The sequence below is a fragment of the Elusimicrobiota bacterium genome, assembly GCA_016182905.1.
Lineage (GTDB): Bacteria > Elusimicrobiota > Elusimicrobia > UBA1565 > UBA9628 > GWA2-66-18.
Window position 1 is genome coordinate 1 of record JACPFR010000032.1, and the last position, 21,774, is coordinate 21,774.

24 protein-coding genes are annotated in these 21,774 nt (G+C 70.7%); 14 read left to right on the forward strand and 10 right to left on the reverse strand.

Features of this window, described 5'->3' with window-relative positions; all coding sequences use genetic code 11:
- The coding region (locus HYV14_11490) for a hypothetical protein (GenBank protein ID MBI2386624.1) at window positions 1-1,009 on the forward strand (1,009 nt) is incomplete at its 5' end.
- 14 nt (window positions 1,010-1,023) lie between these two features.
- The gene (locus HYV14_11495) at window positions 1,024-1,911 is read left to right on the forward strand and encodes a hypothetical protein (protein ID MBI2386625.1); all 888 of its coding nucleotides are present in this window, start codon (window positions 1,024-1,026) and stop codon (window positions 1,909-1,911) included.
- 4 nt (window positions 1,912-1,915) lie between these two features.
- Here HYV14_11495 and HYV14_11500 read toward each other — a convergent pair whose 3' ends face one another.
- Window positions 1,916-2,434 (reverse strand): PilZ domain-containing protein, encoded by a 519-nt coding sequence (locus tag HYV14_11500; protein MBI2386626.1) that lies wholly within the window; start codon window positions 2,432-2,434, stop codon window positions 1,916-1,918.
- A complete protein-coding gene (locus HYV14_11505; protein ID MBI2386627.1) occupies window positions 2,431-3,609 on the reverse strand; it encodes a hypothetical protein in 1,179 nt (392 codons plus the stop codon). The genes HYV14_11500 and HYV14_11505 overlap by 4 nt, the downstream gene beginning before the upstream one ends.
- 58 nt (window positions 3,610-3,667) lie before the next feature.
- Between HYV14_11505 and HYV14_11510 the strand changes: the two genes are divergently transcribed.
- Together HYV14_11510 and HYV14_11515 are read left to right on the forward strand one after the other, a co-directional pair.
- A complete protein-coding gene (locus HYV14_11510; protein MBI2386628.1) occupies window positions 3,668-4,099 on the forward strand; it encodes a hypothetical protein in 432 nt (143 codons plus the stop codon).
- Between the two features lies 1 nt (window position 4,100).
- Window positions 4,101-5,756 (forward strand): NAD+ synthase, encoded by a 1,656-nt coding sequence (locus HYV14_11515; GenBank protein MBI2386629.1) that lies wholly within the window; start codon window positions 4,101-4,103, stop codon window positions 5,754-5,756.
- Window positions 5,757-5,764: 8 nt separating this feature from the next.
- Here the strand turns inward: HYV14_11515 and HYV14_11520 are convergent, their stop codons facing one another.
- On the reverse strand, window positions 5,765-5,989 hold the full coding sequence (locus tag HYV14_11520) for a type II toxin-antitoxin system HicA family toxin (GenBank protein ID MBI2386630.1): 225 nt from the start codon (window positions 5,987-5,989) through the stop codon (window positions 5,765-5,767).
- A gap of 2 nt (window positions 5,990-5,991) precedes the next feature.
- Window positions 5,992-6,204: a type II toxin-antitoxin system HicB family antitoxin gene (locus HYV14_11525; GenBank protein MBI2386631.1), complete on the reverse strand. Its 213-nt coding sequence runs from the start codon at window positions 6,202-6,204 to the stop codon at window positions 5,992-5,994.
- 400 nt (window positions 6,205-6,604) lie between these two features.
- On the opposite strand from HYV14_11525, the gene HYV14_11530 reads away from it, so the two are divergent.
- From HYV14_11530 to HYV14_11545, 4 genes are all read left to right on the forward strand, one after another.
- Entirely contained in the window at window positions 6,605-7,261 is a 657-nt protein-coding gene (locus HYV14_11530; GenBank protein ID MBI2386632.1) for a DUF1287 domain-containing protein, read from the forward strand.
- A gap of 77 nt (window positions 7,262-7,338) precedes the next feature.
- Entirely contained in the window at window positions 7,339-8,601 is a 1,263-nt protein-coding gene (locus HYV14_11535) for a caspase family protein (GenBank protein ID MBI2386633.1), read from the forward strand.
- 15 nt (window positions 8,602-8,616) lie between these two features.
- Window positions 8,617-8,922, forward strand: coding sequence for a hypothetical protein (locus HYV14_11540; GenBank protein ID MBI2386634.1), 306 nt, complete (start codon window positions 8,617-8,619; stop codon window positions 8,920-8,922).
- A gap of 58 nt (window positions 8,923-8,980) precedes the next feature.
- Window positions 8,981-9,253, forward strand: coding sequence for a hypothetical protein (locus HYV14_11545; protein MBI2386635.1), 273 nt, complete (start codon window positions 8,981-8,983; stop codon window positions 9,251-9,253).
- A gap of 10 nt (window positions 9,254-9,263) precedes the next feature.
- Here the strand turns inward: HYV14_11545 and HYV14_11550 are convergent, their stop codons facing one another.
- Genes HYV14_11550 through HYV14_11565 form a run of 4 tightly spaced genes read right to left on the reverse strand, consistent with a single transcriptional unit; the run spans window position 9,264 to window position 13,198 of the window.
- Window positions 9,264-11,333, reverse strand: a complete 2,070-nt coding sequence (locus HYV14_11550; protein ID MBI2386636.1) for a glycine--tRNA ligase subunit beta — start codon at window positions 11,331-11,333, stop codon at window positions 9,264-9,266.
- Between the two features lies 1 nt (window position 11,334).
- On the reverse strand, window positions 11,335-12,201 hold the full coding sequence (locus HYV14_11555) for a glycine--tRNA ligase subunit alpha (protein ID MBI2386637.1): 867 nt from the start codon (window positions 12,199-12,201) through the stop codon (window positions 11,335-11,337).
- Window positions 12,201-12,860: a DNA repair protein RecO gene (gene recO, locus HYV14_11560; GenBank protein MBI2386638.1), complete on the reverse strand. Its 660-nt coding sequence runs from the start codon at window positions 12,858-12,860 to the stop codon at window positions 12,201-12,203. Before recO ends, HYV14_11555 begins: the two co-directional genes overlap by 1 nt.
- Entirely contained in the window at window positions 12,857-13,198 is a 342-nt protein-coding gene (locus HYV14_11565; protein ID MBI2386639.1) for a hypothetical protein, read from the reverse strand. The genes recO and HYV14_11565 overlap by 4 nt, the downstream gene beginning before the upstream one ends.
- Before the next feature lie 101 nt (window positions 13,199-13,299).
- On the opposite strand from HYV14_11565, the gene HYV14_11570 reads away from it, so the two are divergent.
- A complete protein-coding gene (locus HYV14_11570) occupies window positions 13,300-15,057 on the forward strand; it encodes an O-antigen ligase family protein (GenBank protein MBI2386640.1) in 1,758 nt (585 codons plus the stop codon).
- 126 nt (window positions 15,058-15,183) lie between these two features.
- On the opposite strand, the gene HYV14_11575 is transcribed toward HYV14_11570, so the two are convergent.
- Together HYV14_11575 and acs are read right to left on the reverse strand one after the other, a co-directional pair.
- Complete coding sequence (locus HYV14_11575) at window positions 15,184-16,680, reverse strand: hypothetical protein (protein ID MBI2386641.1); 1,497 nt, start codon at window positions 16,678-16,680, stop codon at window positions 15,184-15,186.
- A 36-nt stretch (window positions 16,681-16,716) separates the two neighbouring features.
- On the reverse strand, window positions 16,717-18,678 hold the full coding sequence (gene acs, locus HYV14_11580; GenBank protein MBI2386642.1) for an acetate--CoA ligase: 1,962 nt from the start codon (window positions 18,676-18,678) through the stop codon (window positions 16,717-16,719).
- Window positions 18,679-19,175: 497 nt separating this feature from the next.
- Here acs and rpmH point away from each other — a divergent pair, with 497 nt between their 5' ends.
- The 5 genes from rpmH to HYV14_11605 form a co-directional block, all read left to right on the forward strand.
- Window positions 19,176-19,319: a 50S ribosomal protein L34 gene (rpmH, locus tag HYV14_11585; protein ID MBI2386643.1), complete on the forward strand. Its 144-nt coding sequence runs from the start codon at window positions 19,176-19,178 to the stop codon at window positions 19,317-19,319.
- The gene (gene rnpA / locus HYV14_11590; GenBank protein ID MBI2386644.1) at window positions 19,316-19,675 is read left to right on the forward strand and encodes a ribonuclease P protein component; all 360 of its coding nucleotides are present in this window, start codon (window positions 19,316-19,318) and stop codon (window positions 19,673-19,675) included. The genes rpmH and rnpA overlap by 4 nt, the downstream gene beginning before the upstream one ends.
- Complete coding sequence (gene yidD, locus HYV14_11595; GenBank protein MBI2386645.1) at window positions 19,672-19,890, forward strand: membrane protein insertion efficiency factor YidD; 219 nt, start codon at window positions 19,672-19,674, stop codon at window positions 19,888-19,890. Before rnpA ends, yidD begins: the two co-directional genes overlap by 4 nt.
- Before the next feature lie 3 nt (window positions 19,891-19,893).
- Entirely contained in the window at window positions 19,894-21,435 is a 1,542-nt protein-coding gene (locus HYV14_11600) for a membrane protein insertase YidC (protein ID MBI2386646.1), read from the forward strand.
- 27 nt (window positions 21,436-21,462) lie between these two features.
- Window positions 21,463-21,774 (forward strand): Jag N-terminal domain-containing protein (locus HYV14_11605; GenBank protein MBI2386647.1); only part of this gene is annotated, 312 nt, incomplete at its 3' end.

Below are 21,774 nucleotides of genomic sequence, written 5' to 3' on the forward strand. Positions count from 1 at the left end.
CGCGGACAGAGACCCGGGCGGTCCCGCGGCCGGGCCCGCCGAGGCGCCCCGCTCGCTCCACGACGCCGTGGTCGACCTGCTGCGCGCGGCGGCCCGGCGCGAGGAGCGCCGGGAAGCCGCCCCGCGGGACCGGCCGGAGGCCGCCGCCCCCCGGGAGGAGCGCCGTCGCCGCGCGCCGCTGGCCCTGGGCCCCGCGTCCGAGGACGACGCGGACGACGACGCCGCCTCCGCGGCGCCGGCCCGCTCCGCCGCGAGGTCCGCCCGGTCCGCCGGTCCGCGCCGGCGCGCGCGCTTCTTCCCGCTGTTCAAGCCTCCGCGCCGCGCCGGCGCGCGGCCGGACGCGGCCGCCGTCCGGCGCCGTCGCGTCCGCCCGCTCCTGCTCTCCAAGATGCTCGGCCGCGGCGCGCTGCGCCCGCCGCCCTCCTCCCTCGTCCCGCCCGATCTCTCGTCCCTCGGGGCGCGCAAGCCCGCGCGCCTGCCCGACGGCTCGCCCGTGCCGGCGCGCCCCTACGAGCTCGACCGCGTCGAGGCGCACGACCCGCGCCGCGGGGCGGCCGCGGACCGCCGCCGCGCGCCGCACTGGGACGCCGGCCGCCGCTGGCACGACGGCCCGGCGCAGGGCGTGGCCGCCGACGCGCGCTGGCTGTGGCTCTGGAAGGAGAAGACGCGGTGGTGGGCGGCCCCCGAGCCGGAGAAGCCGCCGCTGCTGCGCCACGGCGCGCTGTGGTGGGGCAAGCAGCGCGGCGTCTGGTTCGCCCTGCACGAAGGGGAGCTGTGGAGCTGGCGGCGCTTCGCCGACTGGGACGCGGAGGGCCTGATCCGTCTCGCCGACGGCGTCGAGCTCGTCTACAGCGCCGACCTCGCGAAGGTCGCCGTGATCACGCCCGGCGCGGGCGCCGTCCTCTACGACGCGCGCACGGGGGCGGAGCTCGGCGAGTGGACGGAGCACGAGATGCCGCGCCGCCGTCCCCGCGCGCCGGCCGGGCTCCGCCTTCCGCGCGGGATTTGATATTCTGGTCATAGATGACCCGCCTCGCCCCGCTCCTGCTGGCACTCCTCGCCCTCGCCGCCCCGTCCGCCGCGCAGGACGAGTACGGCTCGCGCGGCCTGTTCCCGGTCTACAAGTCCGGCAACCAGTGGGTCGTCTTCGACAAGCCGCGCAAGTCGGCCAAACCCGGCGACCTGATGCCGGGCTCGAGGTTCCTCATCGTGGGAAGCGTCGGCGCCGACCTCTTCGTCGTCGGCCGCACCTCGGCCACCTACGGCGGCGCGTGCCGCGGGAAGAAGCCCCTGAAGCTTCGCGCCGCCCTGCTCAAGGGCCCGCGCTCCTCGGTCGGCGATCCCGTCATGGCCATCAAGGTCCCCGACTCCTTCCAGCTGAAGGGCTCCAACGCGCGCTACGACGCGCTCGACAACAAGGTCGACGAGCCTCTGTACGCCCTGCTCGGCTCGACGCTCGCCGCGGCGGCCCTCGAGGAGGGGAAGGCGGGCGCCTACCGCTTCCGCGAGGACGACGAGGGCTCCGCCGCCTTCCTCGCCGCCCCGGCCGCGGACAAGATCGCGATGAAGATCGACTTCGCCGCGCACCCGCCCGTCGCCGGCCTCAAGAAGCCCACCGCGCTGATCACCGACGCCCAGATCTCCTCGTCGCACCGCCGCTGCCTGCGCCTCGCCGACGGGGACCGCCTGATCGGGAAGTGCGTCGACATGCCGCACGACCTGATGAGCGAGACCGCCCAGCTGCGCTTCGTCGCCTACGACCCCGGCGGCAACGGCAGCCCCTTCCTCCTCGCCTACACGAAGGGCGAGCCGCTGTGGGGCCACGAGCGCTGGGGGTTCGTCCTGCGCGGCAACGGGGCCCGCCTGTTCCTGCGCGACGCGATGGACCCCCGCTGCCGCGAGGGGTTCTGAAAACCTAGCGCCGGGGGCGCTTCAGCAGGTTCACGAGCGCCCACCCCATCACCAGCAGCGCGATCATCTTCGGCGCCAGCGACGCGAACAGGCTGCGCAGGTGGGCGCTCATCAGCACCCGGTGCGCCGCGGCGATCACCGTCAGGATCATCGCGAGCTTGATGCAGAGGTTCGAGATCCTCTCCCAATCCGTGCCGTCCGGGTTCAGCAGCTTCCCGAGGCGGCGCTTGTCGCCCCAGGGCATCGACACGATCTCGACGCCGGCCCAGCTCGCGAACGTCTCGCGGTTGGTCCAGACGACGCGACCCTTGCCGGTCGCCGTCTGCCCGCGCGGGAGCTCGAAGGTGAACGAGAGCATCATGTTGTCCGTCAACTGGGCCTGCGTCTCCACCTTGAACCCGCCGATCGACACGTCGTGGGCCGTCGCCCGGTCGTCGAGCGGCTCGCCGCCCTTCGATGGGCGCAGCACGACGCTGAGCTCGGTGATGAACCGCGCGCCGGAACGGCGCTCGTCGCCGCTCACGGTCCGCCTCCGATGAAGGGCATCACGGCCTCCTGCTTCGGCGCGGCCTTCGGCGGGGGGGGCCCGAGCCTCAGCTGCAGCAGGAACTCCCGGAAGGCCGGCGCGACCGCCTCGAACTCCCCTCGCGGCGCGCGCAGGCGCGCGGTGTAGATCCCGTAGCCGTCGGGGACGAGGATGGTCTCGGTCACGACGACCTTCGTCTCGCTGCCCATGAGGACGCCCTCGGGATATTGATACCTCGTCGCGCGCGCGGCCGTCCCGGCCCGCGTGCCGACCTGGACCTCGTATACGCCGCCGGCGTCCTCGACGCTCGCCGCCGCCTCGCTCCGCAGCTCGGCCGCCGCCGCGGCCCAGCCCGCGAACCCCGGCGCCGAGGCCGTCGTGTGGAACACGACGATCATCGCCTCGCCGCCGGGCCGCTTCCACGCGAGCCCCGCGGCCGAGCGGCGCGGCTCGCCCCATTCCAAGGTGTCGCGCCAGGACAGCAGCGGCTCCTCACGCAGCGGCAGCGGCTTGGGGAGCAGCAGGCCGTCCGTCTTCGGAGGCTCGGCCGCGCCGAGCGCGCGCAGGCGGGCGGCGACGACCCGGCTCCACTCGGTACCGCGCAGCCCCTCGCGCACCGCGAGCAGGGCCCGGGTCTCCGCCGCCGGCCCGGTCTCATAGACGGGCGTGCCCGTCTCGCGCGCGATCAGCGGCCTCTTCAAGAACGGCGTGAGCCAATGGGCCATGATGCGCGCGGCGTTCCACATCATGGCGCCGAACTCCGGCCAACGCGAATCGAACTTGTAATCGCCGAGATACGCCACGCCCCCGGGCTTGAGGACGGCGACGCGCTTGTGCTCCTCGGACCGGGGGGGCTGGACCTGGTAGCGCGCTCCGCGCGCCTTGAACGAGGCCGAGCGGAGCACGAACTTCCCCGGGGGGATGTTGTAAAAGACGATGTAGCCGTTGAACCCCGGGCCGGAGATGCCGCGCTGCCCGAGGACGCGCTCTCCCTTGTCGTCGACGAGGGAGACGCTCCCCTTGTCGGCGTGCTTGACCGAGCCCAGCAGCAGCGCGCCGTGCGTCGTGGCGCGCGCGAGGAGCAGGCCGTGATCGAGGGACGCCGGCTGGGGGGGCGCGGACGCGCAGGCCGTCAGGGCGGCCGCGGCGACGGCCAAGGCGAGGCGTCTCATGAGACGGCAGTGTACCACCCGGCCGGCGTCCGCGCAAGATGATATAATCGCGGCAGGCATGGACGATTTCAACCTCGAAAAGCTGGCGAAGGAGATCGTCCTCGACCGGCTGAAGGACCTCCCCGACGCGCCCGCCGGCGCCGGCCTCGCGGCCCTGCAGATCCTCACCCAGGCCGTCACCGCCACCCAGGCCCGCCAGGCCCCGCGAGACACCGTCGTCGCCGTCTGCCGCGGCCTCATGTCCGGCATGCTCCTCCTCGGCAAGGACCTGCCCGCCGCCGCCGTCGCGATCCTCAAGCAGGTCAACGTGGTCGCCGAGACCACCCAGCAGGACCCCGCCGAGCTCATGACCTGGGCCATCGAGGGCATCGCCCCCGTCGCCAAGCTCGCGGGGCTCCAGACGCGCTACGCCGTCCAGGAAGCCATCGAAGCCTCCTTCATGGGCGCGGGCCAGGTCTTCGCCTCGACCTGCGAGACGGCGGGAGCCTGACATGAAGATCGCCCTCGCCCAGATCGACACGACGGTCGGCGACCTTCGCGGCAACTCCGAGAAGATTCTCGCTACGCTCGATGAGGCTTGTAGGCGCGGCGCCTCGCTCGCCGTCTTCCCGGAGCAGACCTTGGGCGGCTATCCCGCGCTCGACCTGTGGGAAGAGCCCGGCTTCGCCGCGGCCAACGAGAAAGCCCTCGCCGCCCTCGCCAAAAAAGTCCGCGGCACCGCCGCCCTCGTCGGCTTCGTCTCGCGCTGGAAGGGGAAGGTCGGCAAGCCCGTGCGCAACTCCGCCGCGCTCCTCCACAACGGGAAGGTCGTCGCGATCCGTCACAAGACCCTCCTTCCGACCTACGACGTCTTCGACGAGGCCCGCTACTTCGAGCCGGCCTCCGAGAACAAGCCGATCTCCTGGGGCGGACTCAAGCTCGGCGTCACCATCTGCGAGGACGCCTGGGCCAAGGACCCGTCCACCTCGCGCCGCCTCTACGACGTCGACCCCGTCGCCGCGCAGGCCAAGGCCGGCGCCGACCTCCTCCTCAATCTCTCCGCGTCGCCGTTCCTGCGCGGCAAGACCGCGGTCCGCAAGAAGCTCGTCGCCGAGCACGCCAAGCGCCTGAAAAAGCCTTTGTTCTACTGCAACGCCGTCGGCGGCAACGACGAGATCGTCTTCGACGGCGGCAGCCTGGCCTACGACGCCCAGGGCAAGCTCCGCGCGCGCGGCGCCTTCGCCGCCGAGGACCTGCTGGTCATCGACACGAAGACCTGGGAGGGCGCGACGATCGCGCCCGAGCCCTCCGCCGTCGGTCAGGTGGGAGAGATCCTCACCTTGGGCATCAAGGACTTCGCCGGCAAGTGCGGCCTGCAGACCGCCTTCCTCGGCCTCTCCGGCGGCATCGACTCCGCCGTCGCCGCCGCTCTCGCCGTGCGCGCGCTCGGCCCTCACCGCGTGGTGGGCGTGACCATGCCCTCGTCCTACTCCTCCCAGGGAAGCCTCGACGACGCGCAGGCTTTGGCCAAGAACCTCGGCATCGAGCTGCGCACCGCGCCGATCGCCGGCGTCTACGGCGCCTTGGTCCAGGCCCTCGGCGAGAAGTGGGGCAACGGCACCCCCGACCTGGCCGAGCAGAACCTCCAGGCCCGCGCGCGCGGCGTCATCCTGATGGGCCTCGCCAACAAGGCGCATCGCGGCTTCGTCCTCACCACGGGAAACAAGTCCGAGCTCGCGGTCGGCTACTGCACTCTGTACGGCGACATGTGCGGCGCGCTGGCGCCGCTGGCCGACGCGCCGAAGCGCCTCGTCTACGAGCTCGCCTCCTGGCTCAACTCCGACCGGGAGATCATCCCCGCGAACTCGATCAGCAAGGCCCCGTCGGCCGAGCTTAAACCGGACCAGAAGGACCAAGATGACCTGCCGCCGTACGACCAGGTCGACGACGCCCTCGAGGCCTGGGTGCAGTCCCGTCTCGAGCCGGGCCGCGTCGCGCGCGCCGTGGGCGACCGAGCCGTGGCCGAGACCTTGCTCGACCGCATGGACTGGAGCGAGTTCAAGCGCCGCCAGGCGCCGCCGTCGATCAAGATCTCCTCGAAGGCCTTCGGCGTGGGGCGGCGCATGCCTATCGCGAAGGCCGGCTGGCGCGTCCGCGCCGGGTTGTAGCGCGCACGCTAGAGTAGCCGGCGGAACTCGTCGATGGTCAATCCCGCGTCCCTGATGATCCGGCGCAGCGTCCCGGGCTTCACATCGCCCGCGTGCATCGGCAAGGTGATGGGATTGGGATGGCCCGGCTTGTAAAGAATCGCGTGGGAGCCGGTCTGATGATCGAGAACGAATCCCGCCCTGCGCAACGCCGCGAGCGCCTCGCGCGCCCGGCAGACGGGCGGCCGCGACACTCCTAGACCTGCAGAGAGAACACCTTCCCTTCCTTCGCCTTGGCCAAGGTCAAAGAGCGCTTGTTGGCGACGGTCAGGTAGCCTTGCAGGGCGTCGAGGAGGTTCTTCTTCGCCGAAGCCTCCGTATCGCCTTCCGAAACGCAACCGGGCAACGCCGGGATGTAGGCGGTGAATCCGCCTTCCGGCTGGGGCTCCAAGACCGCGTTGATCTTCATGCCCCTAGTGTAACAGCGCCGTCGTTCCGAATCAAGACTCACAGTTATCTCTCTTTAACATACGATTGAGGGGGGCGAAAAGTTGCATCGTCCAGGCGATATTTGAGGGCAGAGGATGCGCGGTCAAGAGCAGCGCTCTGGGCCTTTATTACGGGTGGGATGGAGACCGACCTCATTTATCTTGGGCGGTCGAAGTGGGGTACTCCCAAAAACCGAAGGAACCCCGGGTAGGGTTTACCTGCACAGTGAATGCCGACACAGGAATTCCCGAACCAGATGGCTGCAGCCCTTTTGGATACGCGCTATGACGCACATGGGTGAGTGAACGGGGCCATTGCGATGTAATCGACATCCAATCTGAGAAAGGTAAGCACAGCACGGCGGATTCGATATCCAGGTCATGACCAATCAAACTAAGAAGCGCCTGATGCTCGGGTTCTCGGGCCTGGGCGCGCTATCCGTCGCCGCCCTGCTTTTCGCGGGACGAGGCCGCTTTTATCGCGGGCCGATGATCGAGCCCAGCGTCTGGGAACCCCGCACGGACCGCTCTCGCGTCGTGGCGGAGGCCCGCAAGCTCATCGGGCTCTGGTACGACCCGGCGCAGGGCTATCTGAACGACGTCGGCGGAAAGATGGGACTGATCGTCTGCATGGACGTCCCGCGGCTCGCTTACCGGAACTCGGGCACCTCGATCCGGAAGCTGCTCGAGCAGGACTACAAGGCGCACCCGGACCACTACGGGAAGCGCGACGGCCGGCCCGGCGACCCGTACTTCGACCGGAGAGCCCGGAACCTGTATTCCTACTGCAAGCACAACGGATGCCTGGACATGATCGGCCCGCCCGAGCCGGGCGACGTCGTCTTCATGAGCCGCGGCCGCGAGGGCTGGATCACCCACATCGCGCTGGTGACCGAGGTCGGCGCCGACGGAGGGTACCGCGTCGTGGAGGCCTCGCGCGACCGGTGGTACGTGACCCGAGAGGAGGAAAGCGCGACGATGCTGGGCCGCGGCTGGATCTTCAGGGGGTTCGGCCGGCCCCTGAAGAACCGAACGTAGCGGGGGGAGAAAAGGCTGGCGTGAGCCCTTTATTCCGACTACAATCCGACGTGCCCGCTTCGCCGGACCGAGGCCCCATGACCCTGAGACCGCTGCTCCTGCTCCTGACCGCCGCGTCCGCCCTGACCATCCTGAACGGCTGCGCGCCGATGGGGACCGTGTCGAACCCCGTCGAGATCGCCCACGACCCCTCGAGCCTCGTCTTCGCCATCCCCGAAGGCAAGCGCGGCGGCGACCCCCGCCGCGACGACACCGCCTCGTCCATCGGCGCCCTCACCGGCCTCCAGACCGTCTCGCTGTTCGACGAGAACGACCCCCGGGGCGCGGACGTCATCGTGCGCCTCAAGCCCGGAGCGTTCGCGTGGGAGATCAAGACCCTGTCGGCCCACAGCCGGCGCCTGCTGACGACCGGCAGCGCGAGCCCGTTCAGGTTCCAGAAGGACCTCGCCAAGCACCTCACCGCCGAGTTCGGGCCGCAGACGGAGCTTTACAAGAGGATGATGGCCGAGAAGCGGGAGGCCGGCGCGGAGACCGAAGTCGCGGCCGAGACCCCGGCGCCCAAGGCCGCCCCTGCCGCCTCGTACCGCTCGGACGTCGAGTCCCCGTCCTACCGCCTGCCGGAGGACGAGACGAAGTTCGCGCTCGTCGTCGGCGTGGAGTCTTATCAATCGGCGCTGAAGGCCGAGCACGCAGCGCGAGACGCCGGCGCCGTCAAGGCGCACCTGCTGGCGGCGGGCTACCCGGAACGGAACATCGTCTTCCTGGTCGACCAGCAGGCCGGGAAGTCGGCGCTGGAGAAGTACCTCGAGGCGTGGCTGCCGCGCAACACCGACGAGCGCTCGACCGTGCTGTTCTATTTCTCCGGGCATGGCGCGCCGGACCCGGAGAAGGGACAGGCCTACCTGATGCCGTGGGACGCGGACGCGAAGTTCACCGAGACCACCGGCTATCCCGTCAAGCGGCTGTACGCGAAGCTCAACGCCCTGAAGGCCCGGCGCGTGCTCGTGGCCATGGACGCCTGCTTTTCCGGCGCGGGGCCGCGCTCCGTGATCGGCAAGGGGCTGAGGCCGCTCGTGTCCAAGATCGACGACGGCGGGGGCGCCGCGGGGCGAGTGGGGGCGCTGACCGCCTCCGCGTCCGACGAGATGACCGGCTCCGACGAGGCGTCGGGCCACGGCCTGTTCACCTATCACCTCCTGAAGGCGCTGAACGCGCGCGGCGGCAAGGCCACCCTCAAGGAGCTGTTCGACGCGCTGTCGCCGAAGGTGCGGGACGCCGCGCGGCGCGACAACCGCGACCAGACCCCGCAGTTGGTGGGCGACGGGCGCTCCACGCTATAGAGGGGAGGAGAGGACATGGATGGCCGCATCGTCGGAGCGTGGACCGTCGGGGCTCTCGCGGGGCTCGGGCTGGCGCTTTACTTCCGGAGGAAGAACGCGTCGCCCGAAGACCCCGAGGAGAGGCTGAGGGAGCTCATCGGTCCCCAGGGCATGGCCATGCGCGGCCAGAACCGCGCGGCGGCGGACGCGAAGTGGGACGTCGAGCTTCTGGCGTCGGTCGAGAGCTCGATCAAGAGCCTGCGCGAGAAAGGCGACGCCGCCGGCGCGGAGAAATTGGAAGCGTACGCCGAGACCGTCCGCGCCCGCCGGGATCGGCGCTAATTAAACGAATATAGCGCCGGTCATGGTCGGCGGCCCGCCGGGCCGCTACACTGAGGATATGTGGTGCCGAAGGCTTTCCCTCGGTGGCTTCGTCTTGGGAGTCCTGCTCGGAGCGTGCCTGCTCAACGCCACCCCCGACCATCAAGGCGCGCTGACGCAGCTGGCCGCCTACTCCGCCACGCCCCTGCTCCTCCTGCTCAGCCCCGTTCTCTTCCTGCTGTCGTCGGTGGGGCTGTACGCCGGACACGTCGCCGGCTTGGCGGGATCGGCCGTGCTGACCTGGACGATGGTCGGCTTCGCGACGGGGTTCGTCGTCGACCGAAGGCGTTAGCGCGAAGCTCTCACGACGCGGAAGCCTGGATCTCGGAGAGGTCGGCCACGCGGCGGAAGGCGCGCACGAGCTTGCTCAGGAGCGCCAGGCGCTGCTTCTTGAGGGCCTCGTCCTCGACCATCACCATGACCTTCTCGAAGAACTGGTCGAGGTGGGGCTTGACCGAGACGAGGGTCTTCAGGCCGCCCTCGAAGTCGCCGCGCACGATGCGGTCGTTGGCCGAGCCTTCGGCCGTGACGAGGGCGTCGTAGAGGTCGAAGTCGGCCTGGTCCCGCAGGAGCGCGCGCTCGGGGGGAGGAGAGTCGGACAGCTTCGCCTGCTTGAGGATGTTCGAGGCGCGCTTGAACGCGGCCGCCAGGGACTCGAAGGCGGGGTCGCGGCGCACGGCGCGCAGCGCGGCGAGGCGCAGGAAAGCGTTGGGCAGGTTCGTCAGCGCGCCGGCCTGGATGGAGCGCACCTCGTCGACGGCGTAGTTCATCTCCTCGAAGAGCGACTGGGCGCGGCCCCAGACGAAGTCGCAGAGCTGGGCGGCGAGCTTGGCGGGCTCCGGGACGGCGACGGGCTGCAGGGAGATCGCGTGGGCGACGGCCCCGTCGAGGTCGAGGGGGAGCTGCTTCTCGAGGACGATGCGCACCGCGCCCAGGGCCTGACGGCGCAGGGCGTACGGGTCGGCCGAGCCGGTGGGGATCATCCCCGCGGCGAAGCAGCCCGCGAGGCTGTCGAGCTTGCCCGCCAGCGAGACGACGGCCGCCTCGGCGGTCGCCGGGGCGGGGGATTTGGCGGCGACGGGGAAGTAGAACTGCTCGACGGCGAGGGCGACCTTCTCGGACTCGCCGTCCTTGCGGGCGTAGACGCCGCCCATGTGGCCCTGGAGCTCGGGGAATTCCTTCACCACGTCGGTGACGAGGTCGGCGTAGGCGAGCTTGGCGGCGCGGGCGACGGCCTGCTCGTCGACGGGCGCGGTCTGGCGCAGGCGCTCGGAGATCCACGCCGCGACGGACTCGACGCGGGCGGCCTTCTGGGCCATGGAGCCGAGGGCTTTCTGGTAGGTCACGCGCTCGAGCTGGGGCAGCTTGCTCGCGAGGGTGGAGGCGGAGTCGCGGCCGACGAAGAAGGCCGCGTCGTTGAAGCGCGCCTCGAGGACGCGCTGATAGCCCTCGCGCACCAGCTCGTTGCCGGAGGAGAGGCCGTCGCGCACGCCGACGAAATACGGGTGAAGGAGGCCGTCCCTGGTAACGACGGGGAAGAACTTGAGCTGCTTCTTCATCACGAGCTTGAGCAGCTCCGCGGGCAGGACCATGTGCGCGTCGCGCAGCTTGCCCAGGACGGGGACCGGATGCTCGACCATGAAGACGGTCTCGTCGATGAGCGCCTCGTCGGGCTCGGCGATCCCTCCCGTGGACTTCGTCGCCTGGGCGAGGCATTTGAGGAGGTAGTCGCGGCGCTCGGCCGGGTCGGCGATGACGAGCCCCTGGCGCAGGACGGCGGCGTGCTTGGCCGGGTCTTTCAAGAGGACCGGCTGCTTGGCCAGGACCGGATGGCCGTGGACGGCGCGGCCGGACTTGATCCCGGCGACGGCGACGGCGACGACCTTGTCGCCGAGCATGGCGGTGACGGCGCGCAGGGGGCGGCCGAACTTGAAGCCGGATTCCTCCCAGGTCATGGACTTGGGGAACTGGAGGGACTTCATCAGCTCGGGGATCATCGCGGCGAAGAGGACGGAGGCGGCTTCACCCTTGCTGTGGACCTCGGCGTACAGGACGCCGTTGTCGGGGATGAGGGCCGCGGAGTCGAGGCCGTACTTGCGCGCGAAGCCTTCCAGCGCGGGCGCGGGGGCGCCGACCTTGGGACCCTTGAAGCGTTCGGTCTTATCGAGGCCTTTCGAGGCGACGCCCTTGACCGTCAAGATCAGGTGGCGGAGCGTGCCGGAGACGGCGACGTCGCCGTGTTCGATCTTGCCCGCGAGCCACTTGGCCGCGTTGAGCTTGAGCTGGTCGAGCGCGGGGGGGACGAAGCGCGCGGGGAACGGCTCGGTGTGGATGTCGAGGAGGAAGTCGTTGAGCTTGGTTTTCTTGGCCATGTTATTTCGCCGCCGCCGGTTCTTTCGGCGCGTGCTTCTCGATGTAGAGCTCCATGACTTTTCGCGCCAGGCTGCGGATGCGCCCGATGTAGTGCGCCCGCTCGGTGACCGAGATGGCGCCGCGCGCCTCGAGCGTGTTGAAGAGGTGCGAGGCGCGCACGACGCAGTCGTACGCGGGGATCGGGTCGCCCAGGCCGGCGAGGCGCCCGCCCTCGGCTTCCCACTCGTTGAAATGCCGGGAGAGGAGCGCCACGTCCGCCGTTTCGAAGGAATAGCGCGACAGCTCGCGCTCCTGGGGCTTGTGCAGGTCGCCGTAGGTCAGGCCGCCGCCGTAGTCGAGGTCGTAGACGGAGTTCTTGTTCTGAAGGTACATCGCGATGCGCTCGAGGCCGTAGGTGAGCTCCACGGAGACGGGCGAGAGGGGCATCGAGCCCATCTGCTGGAAGTAGGTGAACTGGGTGATCTCCATGCCGTCGAGCCAGACCTCCCAGCCCACGCCCGAGGCGCCGAGGGTCGGGGACTCCCAGTCGTCCTCGATCCAGCGCAGGTCGTGCTTCTTGGGGTCGAGGCCGATGGCCTTCAGGGACTTCTGGTAGACGTCGGTGATCCCCTTTGGAACGGGCTTCATGATGACCTGGAACTGGTAGTACTTGCCGAGGCGGTTGGGGTTCTCGCCGTAGCGGCCGTCGGCGGGGCGGCGGCAGGGCTCGATGTAGGCATAATGAGCGGGAGCCGACGTGAGTGCCCCAAAAAAGGTGGCGGGGTTGAAGGTGCCGGCGCCCTTTTCGAGGTCGTAGGGCTGCACTATGGCGCAGCCCTGCTTCGACCAGAAATCCTGCAGCTCGAGAACGATCTCTTGAAAGGTCATCACGCGGGAACTCCCTGAGGGGCGGTCTTGATCAAAGCGTCGCGGAACTCGAAGGCGCGCAGGCGGCGGCCGGCGTGCGCGCCGAGATGCTCGTCGAGCAGACGGCGCGCGGACTCGGCGGCGGGCGCGTCGTAGGGAAGCGAGGGCAGGGCGAGAAGGTCCTCGTCGTGCAGCGCGGCCCAGACGGAGCGGGCGGGCGCGGGCGCGCGCTCGCGAAGGGAGATGCCGATCATCACGGCCAGGCGCAGGCCGAAGGCGGGGGCGAGCCAGCCGCTCGGAGCGTGGTCGAGCGCGGAGAGGACGGAGCCCAGGAGCGCGTACTTCTCGGGGCTCGGCTGATGGTCGGGCGTGAGACGGTCGACCATCTCCAGGCAGGCGAGCGCGTCGAAGGTGCGGCCGAGGTCGGCGCGCCAGCCCGGGAAGCTCGAGATCAGGCGGCCGCCGACGGCCTTGGCGAACTCCGAGCGCGCGGAGAGGTGGAGGCGGTATTCGCCCCAGACCCCCGGCTCGCTCAAAGCCTTCATCTTGCCCTTGGGCCGGTTGACGCCGACGAAGCGCGCGGGGATCTTGCCGAACTGCTCGGTGAACACGGCGCAGAGGCGGTCGTACTCGCCGAAGGCGCGGCGGGAGAGGACGATGCCGGGCGCGTTGACGATCACTCGGCGAGCCCCTTCCGGAGGAGGGCGGCCTCGCGGCGCGTCGGCGCGCGGAAGAGGTCGCGGGCGCCGAGCGGGGCGTCCTCGAGGTAGGGCGCCAGGCAGTCGATCGAAGAGGCCTGATACGCCTCCCAGCGCGCGGGCGCGGGCAGGGCCTTCGCGGCGGCGGCGACGGCGGCCGGGGGCAGGAGGCGCCAGCACGCGGCGCGCTCGAGCGGGGTCAGCGCGGGCCAGAGCTTGGCCAGGCGCGCGGGGGAGGCGGCGAGGGACGCCTTGAGCTCGGAGAACGCGCGGCGCTCCAGGGCGGAGCGCGTCGAGGCCGGAGTCAGGATTTCGGGCACGCGGAGATTATAACTATCCTTGAGGCGAAGGATTCCCGCGTTATCCCCGCGGGCGGTCTCACGGGCTTCGGCTCGGCTCCACTTTGCTAGGATTCCGGCCGATGATCCTTCAGAGTTGGGGCCTCGCGCTGGCGGCGTTCGCCCCGCTGTTCGCGGCCTGGCCGGGAGCCGCCGCGCCGTACGTGCTCCCGAAGCTGTTCGTGCTGGCTCTCGCCGCCGCCGCGGCGAGCCTCGGCGCGCTCTATCATCCCGTCCCGGCCGGCAAGTCCAAGGCCAAAGTCCCCGCGAAGCCGGACCTCCTCCGTCCCTTGGCCGCGTGCGTCGGCGCGGCCGTTCTCTCCGGCGTTTTCTCGCAGGCTCCGGCCGTGAGCCTGCTCGGAGAGTACTCGGCGCGCGGCCACGGCCTGCTGACCTTGGGGCTGTGCGCCGTCGTCGCGGCGCTCGCCTCGGGCGCCGGACCCGCCTTCGCGCGCGCGGCGCTCCTCGCCGGCGCGTGGGCCGGCGCGGCGCTGTCCGCCTACGGCCTGCTCCAGCTCGCGGGCCTCGACCCCGTCGTCAACGCCGTCGGGGGGATCCCCTACGGGCGCATCGGCTCGCTGACGGGAAGCCCGGTCGGGCTGGGCGCGAGCCTCGCCATGCTCCTGCCGCTGCAGCTGCGACTGGCCCTCGACGGAGAGAGCCCGCGGGACAGGCTCGGCGGCTGGGCCTGCGTCGCGCTCTCGCTCGCGGGGCTGCTCTTCACGTGGTCGCGCGGGGCGTGGCTCGCGGCGGCGGCCGGCGCCGCGTGCTGGCTGCTGTGGACCGGGCGGCTGCGCGCGCCGAAGTCCGGCGTCAAGGTCGCGGCGGCCGCCGTCCTGGCGGGAGCGCTCGTCTACGCCGCGGGGCGCGCGCGTCCGACGGACATGTCCGACCTCGGACGCGTCGCCGTCTGGCGCTCCGCGCTGAGCGTGTTCGCGGCGCATCCGCTGCTCGGCTCAGGTCCCGACACCTTCGCCTTGATGCTCGGCCGCCACAAGACCGAGGGCTTCGTGCGCGCCTACGGCGAGAACGGCGGCCAGGCGCACGCGCACAACGACCTCCTGCAGGCGCTCGCGACGACGGGGCTCGCCGGCTTCGCGGCCTACGCTTGGCTCCTGGTCGCGGCCTGGCGCCGCCTGAGGAACGCCTTGGGCGACGAGGCCTCGCGCTCCGGCGCGGCGGCCGCGGGGGCGGGCCTCGCCGCGGCGTTCGTCGCCGCCAAGCTCAACCCCGTCCCGCTCGACGGGCTCGCCCTCGCGGCGCTGCTTCTCGGCCTGCTCGACCCGGGAGGCCCGCGCCCGCGCGGCGCGACGCGGGCGGCCGCGGTTTTTTCCGCCGCGGCCTTCGCCGCCGCCGCGTGGCTGCTGCTCGCCGACCGCCGCGCCTTCCAAGGCATGCGCGCGCAGCACGAGGGCCGTCTCGACGCGGCCCGCGCGGCCTACGCCGCCGCGGTCCGGCTGAACCCCGCCGAGCAGAGCTACGGCCTGTGGCTCGTCGGCGCGATCCGCGAGCAGGCGCGCGCGGAGAAAGATCCCGCCCGTCGCCTCGCTTTGGGAGGCGAGGCCGCGGCCGCCGCGCGCGCGCTGGCGGGCTGGAACCCGCTCGACGCGCGCGCCCTTCACGCCCTCGGCGGCTCGCTCGCCGCACTCGCGCTCCAGGGCGGTCCCGACGGGATGGCGGAGGCGGCGGCGGTCCTCGACCGCGGCGCGCGCGCCGACTGGAGCTACCGCGCCTTGCTCGAGACGCGGCTCGTCGTGGCGAGACTCAGGAAGGACGCGTTCGCCAAGGCCGACGCCGAGGCGCGCCTCGCGCGACTGAACGGCCTCGTGCGGTCCAAATAGCTCGCGAGCGGGAGGATTTCAACCACAAAGACACAAAGTCACGGCGAACGGCGTATGCCGTTGACTCTTTTTCCGTTCTTCGTGTCTTTGTGGTTCGATCCGTTCCCGGTCTCGACGCTCGGTCCCCTAACGTCCGAGACGGATCGGCGGCTCGGGGACCAGCGGGACGCGCGCCTCGGGCAGGCCGCCGGGCCCGAAGGCCTCGGTGGACGGCTCGAGCTCGCGGCGGATGCGCAAAGGGTTCAGGAACACGTCGGGCCGCTCCTCGGTGATCTCGAAGACGCCGGGGACGCCGGAGAAGGAGCCGCGCAGGTCCTCGGGGCGGCCGAGCAGGGCGAGCACGTAGCGGCCCGGCCCGAGGCCTTCGAAGTAGAACTTGCCGTCCTGATCGGGGACGCGCGAGCCGGAGAGCCAATAGTGGGTGGTCTGCGTGGCCGAGCTGCGCCACACCGCGAACAGGCCGACGCGCAGGCCGGTCGCGCCGCGCTCGTCGAGCAGGGCCGCGCCCTCGACGCGGCCCTCGCGCAGCTCCGCGAACTCGCCGACCTCGATGCGCTTGTCGCTGACGGCCCACAGGCCGTCGAGGCGGAGCAGCCACTCGCGCGCGTTGGCCTCGTCGCCGAAGCGCGCGTACGCCGCGGAGAAGCCCTCGAAGATGCGCTGGGCGTTGGAGGCCTTCTCGAAGCCCTCGACGCGCCGCCCCGTCGCCGCGGACAGCCGCTCGAGCTTGGCGTAGCGCTCGGCGGTGACCGGCCCCGCGCGCAGCAGTTCGAGGGCGCGCAGGTAGTCGGGGTGGACGCGCCCGGGGACGGAGATCATCATCGCGTCGAGCGCGCGCTCCTCGTCCCACCACTGCAGGCGGCCGAGGCGCACCGCCGCGAGCGCCTCCTCGGCGAACACGCCGCGGTAGCCCGACTTCTCGAGGAACGACTCGATGCGGTCGATGCTGTCGGGCGACAGGTCCGTCGTCTCCGAGGACATGCGCCGGGCGTCGACGTGATAGGAGCGGTTGCGCGTCGGGTACAGCCAGGCGACGCCGAGCGTGCGCGCGCCGCGGTTCGTCGGCACTCCCGCGGCGGCGGCCAGCGAGCGCGGGCCGAAGCCCCAGACGCGGGAGAGCGCGGCGTCGGCGCCGAAGGTCGCGAGCGCCCACGCGGCGACCAGCGAGACCGCGATGCGGCGGGACCAGGGCCGCAGGTCCTCTCGGACCAGAGCGGCGGCGAGCGCGGCGCAGGAGACGGCCAGCGCCGCCGTCAGGAAGAGGTTCAATAAAAGAACGAGGAAGACGCCGCCGCACAGTTCGACGGCGCGCGCGAGCAGCGGCCAGCGCGAGGCGCACCAGCCGATCCCCGAGGAGATCAGCCCGAAGGCCGCGCCGGCCGCGAGGCCCCGGCGGCCGCGCGCCGCGGCGAAGGCCGCCGCCCCGAGCGCCACCGAGCCGAGCTGGAGGGAGAGGGCGTCGGCCGCGGAGAGCTCGAGGGGGAACGCGTCGGGGAAGAGGCGCACGGCCACGGTCCAGCCGAGGCAGACCCAGGACAGCAGGGCGAACAGGACCAGGCGCACGGGGAACGGCGCGCTCCAGGATCGCTTCGACTCGAAGACCCAGAACAGCGCGGCGGTCAACGCGGAGGCGGCTATCAGCCTTTCGATCGCCGCCTCCTACTCCTCGTCCTGCTGGAGCTTCGCGAGTATGCCGAAGTCCTCGAGCGTGGTCACGTCGCCGCGCACCGCGCCGCCGGCCGCGATCTCGCGCAGCAGGCGCCGCATGATCTTGCCGGAGCGCGTCTTGGGGAGGGAGTCGGTGAAGCGGATCTCCGCCGGCCGCGCGATCGAGCCGATCGCCTTCGCGACGAACTCGCGCAGCAGCTCCTTGAGCTCGGGGCTCGGCGTGCGCCCGCCCTTGAGCGTGACGAAGGCGACGACGGCCTGGCCGTGCAGCTCGTCGGGCCGGCCCACGACGGCCGACTCCGCGACGAAAGGATGCCCGACGAGCGCGGACTCGATCTCCGAGGTGGAGAGCCGGTGGCCGGAGACGTTGAGCACGTCGTCGATGCGGCCGAGTATCCAGAGGTAGCCGTCCTTGTCCTTGCGCGCGCCGTCGCCGGTGAAGTACATGCCCGGGATCTGCGACCAGTACTGGGCGCGGTAGCGCTCCGCGTCGCCCCAGATCGTGCGCAGCATCGACGGCCACGGCCGCCGGATGACGAGGTAGCCGCCCGCGCCGGGAGGCACGGCCGCGCCCTTCATGTCCACGACCTCGGCGTCGATGCCGGGAAGGGGCAAGGTCGCCGAGCCGGGCTTGGCCGCGGTCGCGCCGGGCAGGGGGGAGATCATGATGGCGCCGGTCTCCGTCTGCCACCAGGTGTCCACGATCGGGCAGCGGTCGCCGCCGATGTTCTTCTTGTACCAGCGCCAGGCTTCCGGGTTGATCGGCTCGCCGACGGTGCCGAGCAGGCGCAGGGAGGACAGGTCGTGCCGCTTCGGGTGCTCCTCGCCGAGGCGCATGAAGGTGCGGATCGCGGTGGGCGCCGTGTAGAAGACCGACACGGAGTGCCGGGCGATCATCGACCAGAAGCGGTCGGGCTGCGGCGTCAGCGGCGCGCCCTCGTACATCAGCGCGGTCGCGCCGTTGAGCAGCGGGCCGTAGGCGAGATAGGAATGCCCGGTGACCCAGCCGACGTCGGCCGTGCACCAGAACACGTCGGTGTCCTTGAGGTCGAAGACGTGCTTCGTCGTCCAGGCGGTCTGAACCATGTAGCCGCCGGTCGTGTGCAGGATGCCCTTCGGCTTGCCCGTGCTGCCGGACGTATAAAGGATGAACAGCGGATGCTCGCTGTCGAGCTTCTCGGCAGGGCAGATGGGGGACGCCTTCGCCGTCAGGCGATGCCACCAATGGTCGCGCGCCGCGTCGATCGTGATCTCGTTGTCGGCGTGCTTGAGCACGACGACGGCCTTGACCGAGGGCGCGCCCTTGACCGCCTCGTCGACGGCGTCCTTGAGCCTCAGTATCGCGCCCTTGCGCCAGCCGCCGTCGGCGGTCACGACGACGGACGCGCCGGCGTCGTTGAGGCGGTCGCGCAGGGCCTCGGCGGAGAAGCCGCCGAACACCACGCCGTGCACGGCGCCGATGCGCGCGCAGGCGAGCATGGCGACGACGGCCTCGGGGATGAGCGGCAGGTAGATCGCGACGCGGTCGCCCTTCTTCACGCCGAGCCCCTTCAGCGCGTTGGCGAACAGGCACACCTCGCGGTGCAGCTGCAGGTAGGTGTAGGTGCGGACCTTCCCGGGCTCGCTCTCCCAGATCAAGGCGGCCTTGTTGCGGCGCGGGCCGTCGAGATGCCGGTCGAGGCAGTTGTAGGAGAGGTTGGTGGTCGCGCCGACGAACCACTTCGCGTCGGGGACCTTCCACTGGAGGGTCTTGCGCCACGGCTTGAACCAGAACAGCTCGCGCGCGGCGGCGTCCCAGAACTTCTCGGGAGACTTCGCGGCGAAGGCGGCCAGGCGCGCGCGCGCGGCCTTGCTCGGCACCGAGGCCGTCTTCGCGAAGGCGGCGGGGGGCGGATAGGACCGTTCTTCCTTGCTGAGAACCGAGATAGACCGCTCTTTTTGCGCGTTTTCCATGGAATTTATCCTAGCATTTTCCCGGAACGGCTCAAGACGGCGGGGGGGAGCTCCCGATGCGGGACGGGCGACGGAGCGATGTCTGACGGGGCCGCTCGGCATTGAGCCTCGCTTGGGGTCGACCGCGCTTCGAGCGCAAACAGCGCGGCGACCCCACACCCCGTCAGACATCGCTCCGTCGCCCTCCTCTCGAGAGCTCCAGTCCCGCCGTCGTGGCCGTTTCGTTGTCGTTCGCTGATTATTCGGCCGACGTCGCGATTCGGTGCTCGCCGACGCGGCGCCGCGACGAACAATGAGACGCTCGGCGCCGTTGAAATAAGGGGGGCGGCGGGATGATGTCCGACGGGGCTTGGGGTTGACGCGACCATGGCCGTCGTTGTCGCGTCTACCCCGGAGGGCGCGGCCAATCGCGCCCGTCCCCGGAGGACATCATCCCGCCGCCCCCGCCCATATCAGCGTTGCCGTACAGTCGTTATTTTTCCTATACTAGGCGTTCAATGCTCCCTACATACCGGCCGCATAATCGCAAACGCATGAAGAAGATCGGTTTCCGCGCGCGCATGTCCACGCCCGGCGGCCGCAAGACGCTGAACCGCCGTCGCGCGAAAGGCCGCGTCACCTTAATCAAGAAGAAGGCTTGACGCCGCCGTCCGGTTTCGGCGACGACGCGCGCCTGAAGGAGCGCGGGGAGTTCCGGCGGGTCTTCCAGTCCGGACGGAAGACCGTCGGGCGCTCGCTCATCCTCTGGCACCGCGTCGACGCCGCCGAGCGGGAGCCCCGTCTGGGGCTTTCCGTGAGCGCGAAGGTCGGCAACGCCGTGAGGCGCAACCGCCTCAAGCGCCTGCTGCGCGAGACCTTCCGCTTGCGCCGCTCGGAGCTCCGTCCGGGAGTCGAGATGGTCGCGTATCCGCGCGCGGGCTGCCCCTGGAAGGGGCGGGCCGACGCGGAGCGCGACATCCTCGACCTCTGGAGGAAAGCCGGCCTTCTGCGCCCATGAAGCCGATCCTGATCGCCTTGCTCGATCTCTACCGCGCCGGAATCCGGCCGTGGCTCCCCGCCGCGTGCCGTTTTTATCCGAGCTGCGGCGACTACGCCCATGAGGCGGTCTCGACCCACGGAGCGCGGAGAGGGCTGGCCCTCTCCGCGCTGCGCGTCTTGCGATGTCACCCTTTCCACCCCGGCGGGCACGATCCCGTGCCGCTCCCCCGATAACCCATGGACCGAAACCTCCTGCTCGCCGTCTCGCTCTCCGTCGCCGTGTACGCCGCGTGGTTCGGCTTCTTGGAGAAGCGGTTCAACCCTCCGGCGACGAAGCCCGCAGGATTCGCGACCGGAGCCAACAACCGCACCGCGAATCCACCGGCCGCGTCTTCCGCCGCCCTCGCGCCGGTCGCGACCGCATCTTCCCCGGCCGCCGCCGCGGTCAAGCTCGACGCCGCCGAGGCCGACGAGGTCCGGCTCGGCGACGCGGTCGCGAAGATCCATCCCCGCGGCGCCGCGATCGTCAGCTTCCTGTACCCCGAGCCGCTCGGGCGCGTCGAGCTCGTGCATAACGCCGACGAGGGCCTGTTCGGGACCTTCCCGGACCTCGAGTTCAAGCGCGACGACTCGTTCAAGAAGGGGATCGTCTACACGGCGACGCGCCCCGACGGCCTCAAGATCTCCAAGGAGTTCCTGCCCGGAGAAGGCACGGTCCTGCCGCGCGTGCGCGTCGTCGCGGTCAACGCCTCGAGGCGCGCCGTCGACGCGGGCGCCTGGACCTTGACGGTCGGCCCCGGGCTCGGCACCATCGCCACCGAGCAGAAGGAGAACGCAGACATGCTGCGCGCGATCGCGCTGACGCCCGCGGCCAAGGGGCTCAACGGGCGCATCGAGAAGCTGAAGGAAGGCGCGCACGCCGAGCCGTTCCGCTGGATCGGCGTCGACAACCGCTACTTCCTCGCCGCGCTGCTGCCCTCCCCCGAGCACTTCGCCGCGCCGCTCGTCTCGCTGCCGCCCAAGCTCACCTTGACGGCCAAGCCCGTGACCATCCCGCCGAACGGCTCCTTCACCTGGGAGGTCCCGTACTACCTCGGCGCGAAGGGCCAGACCTGGCTGTCGCGCTACGGCATCGGCCTCGAGCGCTCGATCGATTTCGGCTACTTCGCCTGGATCGGCCGAAAGATGCTGGAGTCGCTCGAGTACCTCAACGGGCTGACCCATAACTGGGGCTGGGCCATCCTCGCGCTGACCTTGATCCTGCAGGTGCTGCTGTTCCCGCTGACCTGGAAGAGCCTGCGCGCCGCGGCGGCGATGAAGAAGCTCCAGCCCGAGATCGCGAAGCTCCAGCAGAAGTACGCCGACGACTCCGCGAAGCTCAGCGCGGCGACGATGGAGATGTACAAGACGAAGGGGGCCAACCCGCTCGGAGGCTGCCTGCCGATGATCCTGCAGATGCCGATCTTCATCGCGCTGTTCAACGCCCTGCGCAACTCGTGGGAGCTGCACGGCGCGGCGTGGATCTTCTGGATCAAGGACCTGTCGGCGAAGGACCCGTATTACGTGCTGCCCATCGTGATGGGCGGTCTGATGTTCCTGCAGAGCAAGATGAACCCGCCCGCCGGCGACCCGGCTCAGCAGAAAGTCATGATGTTCATGCCGCTCATCTTCACGTTCATGTTCATGAACTTCCCGTCCGGCCTCGTGCTGTACTGGCTGACGAACAGCCTGGTCAGCACGGTCGTTCAGGTCGCCCTGAAGGACCAGCTCGAGGCCTAGGACCAAGCTCCCCCGGAGGATAAACCAATGGAACCGATCGAATCCGAAGGCCGCACCGTCAAAGACGCCGTCGAGGCCGCCCTAAGCAAGAGCGGGCTGCGCCGCGACCAGGTCGAGATCACCGTCATGCAGGAAGGCTCCACCGGCTTCATGGGCATGGGCGTCAAGCCCGCCAGGATCCGCCTGACCGAGAAGCGCTGGGGCCCCGACTCTCCCGCGCCGGCCCCGTCCGCCCCGGCCCGCGCGCCGCAGCGCGCGCCCGTCCGGAACTCCGCCCCGCGTCCGCCCGAGCGCCGTCCCGAGCCCCGTCGCCAGGAGCGCGCCCCCGAACCCCGCCGC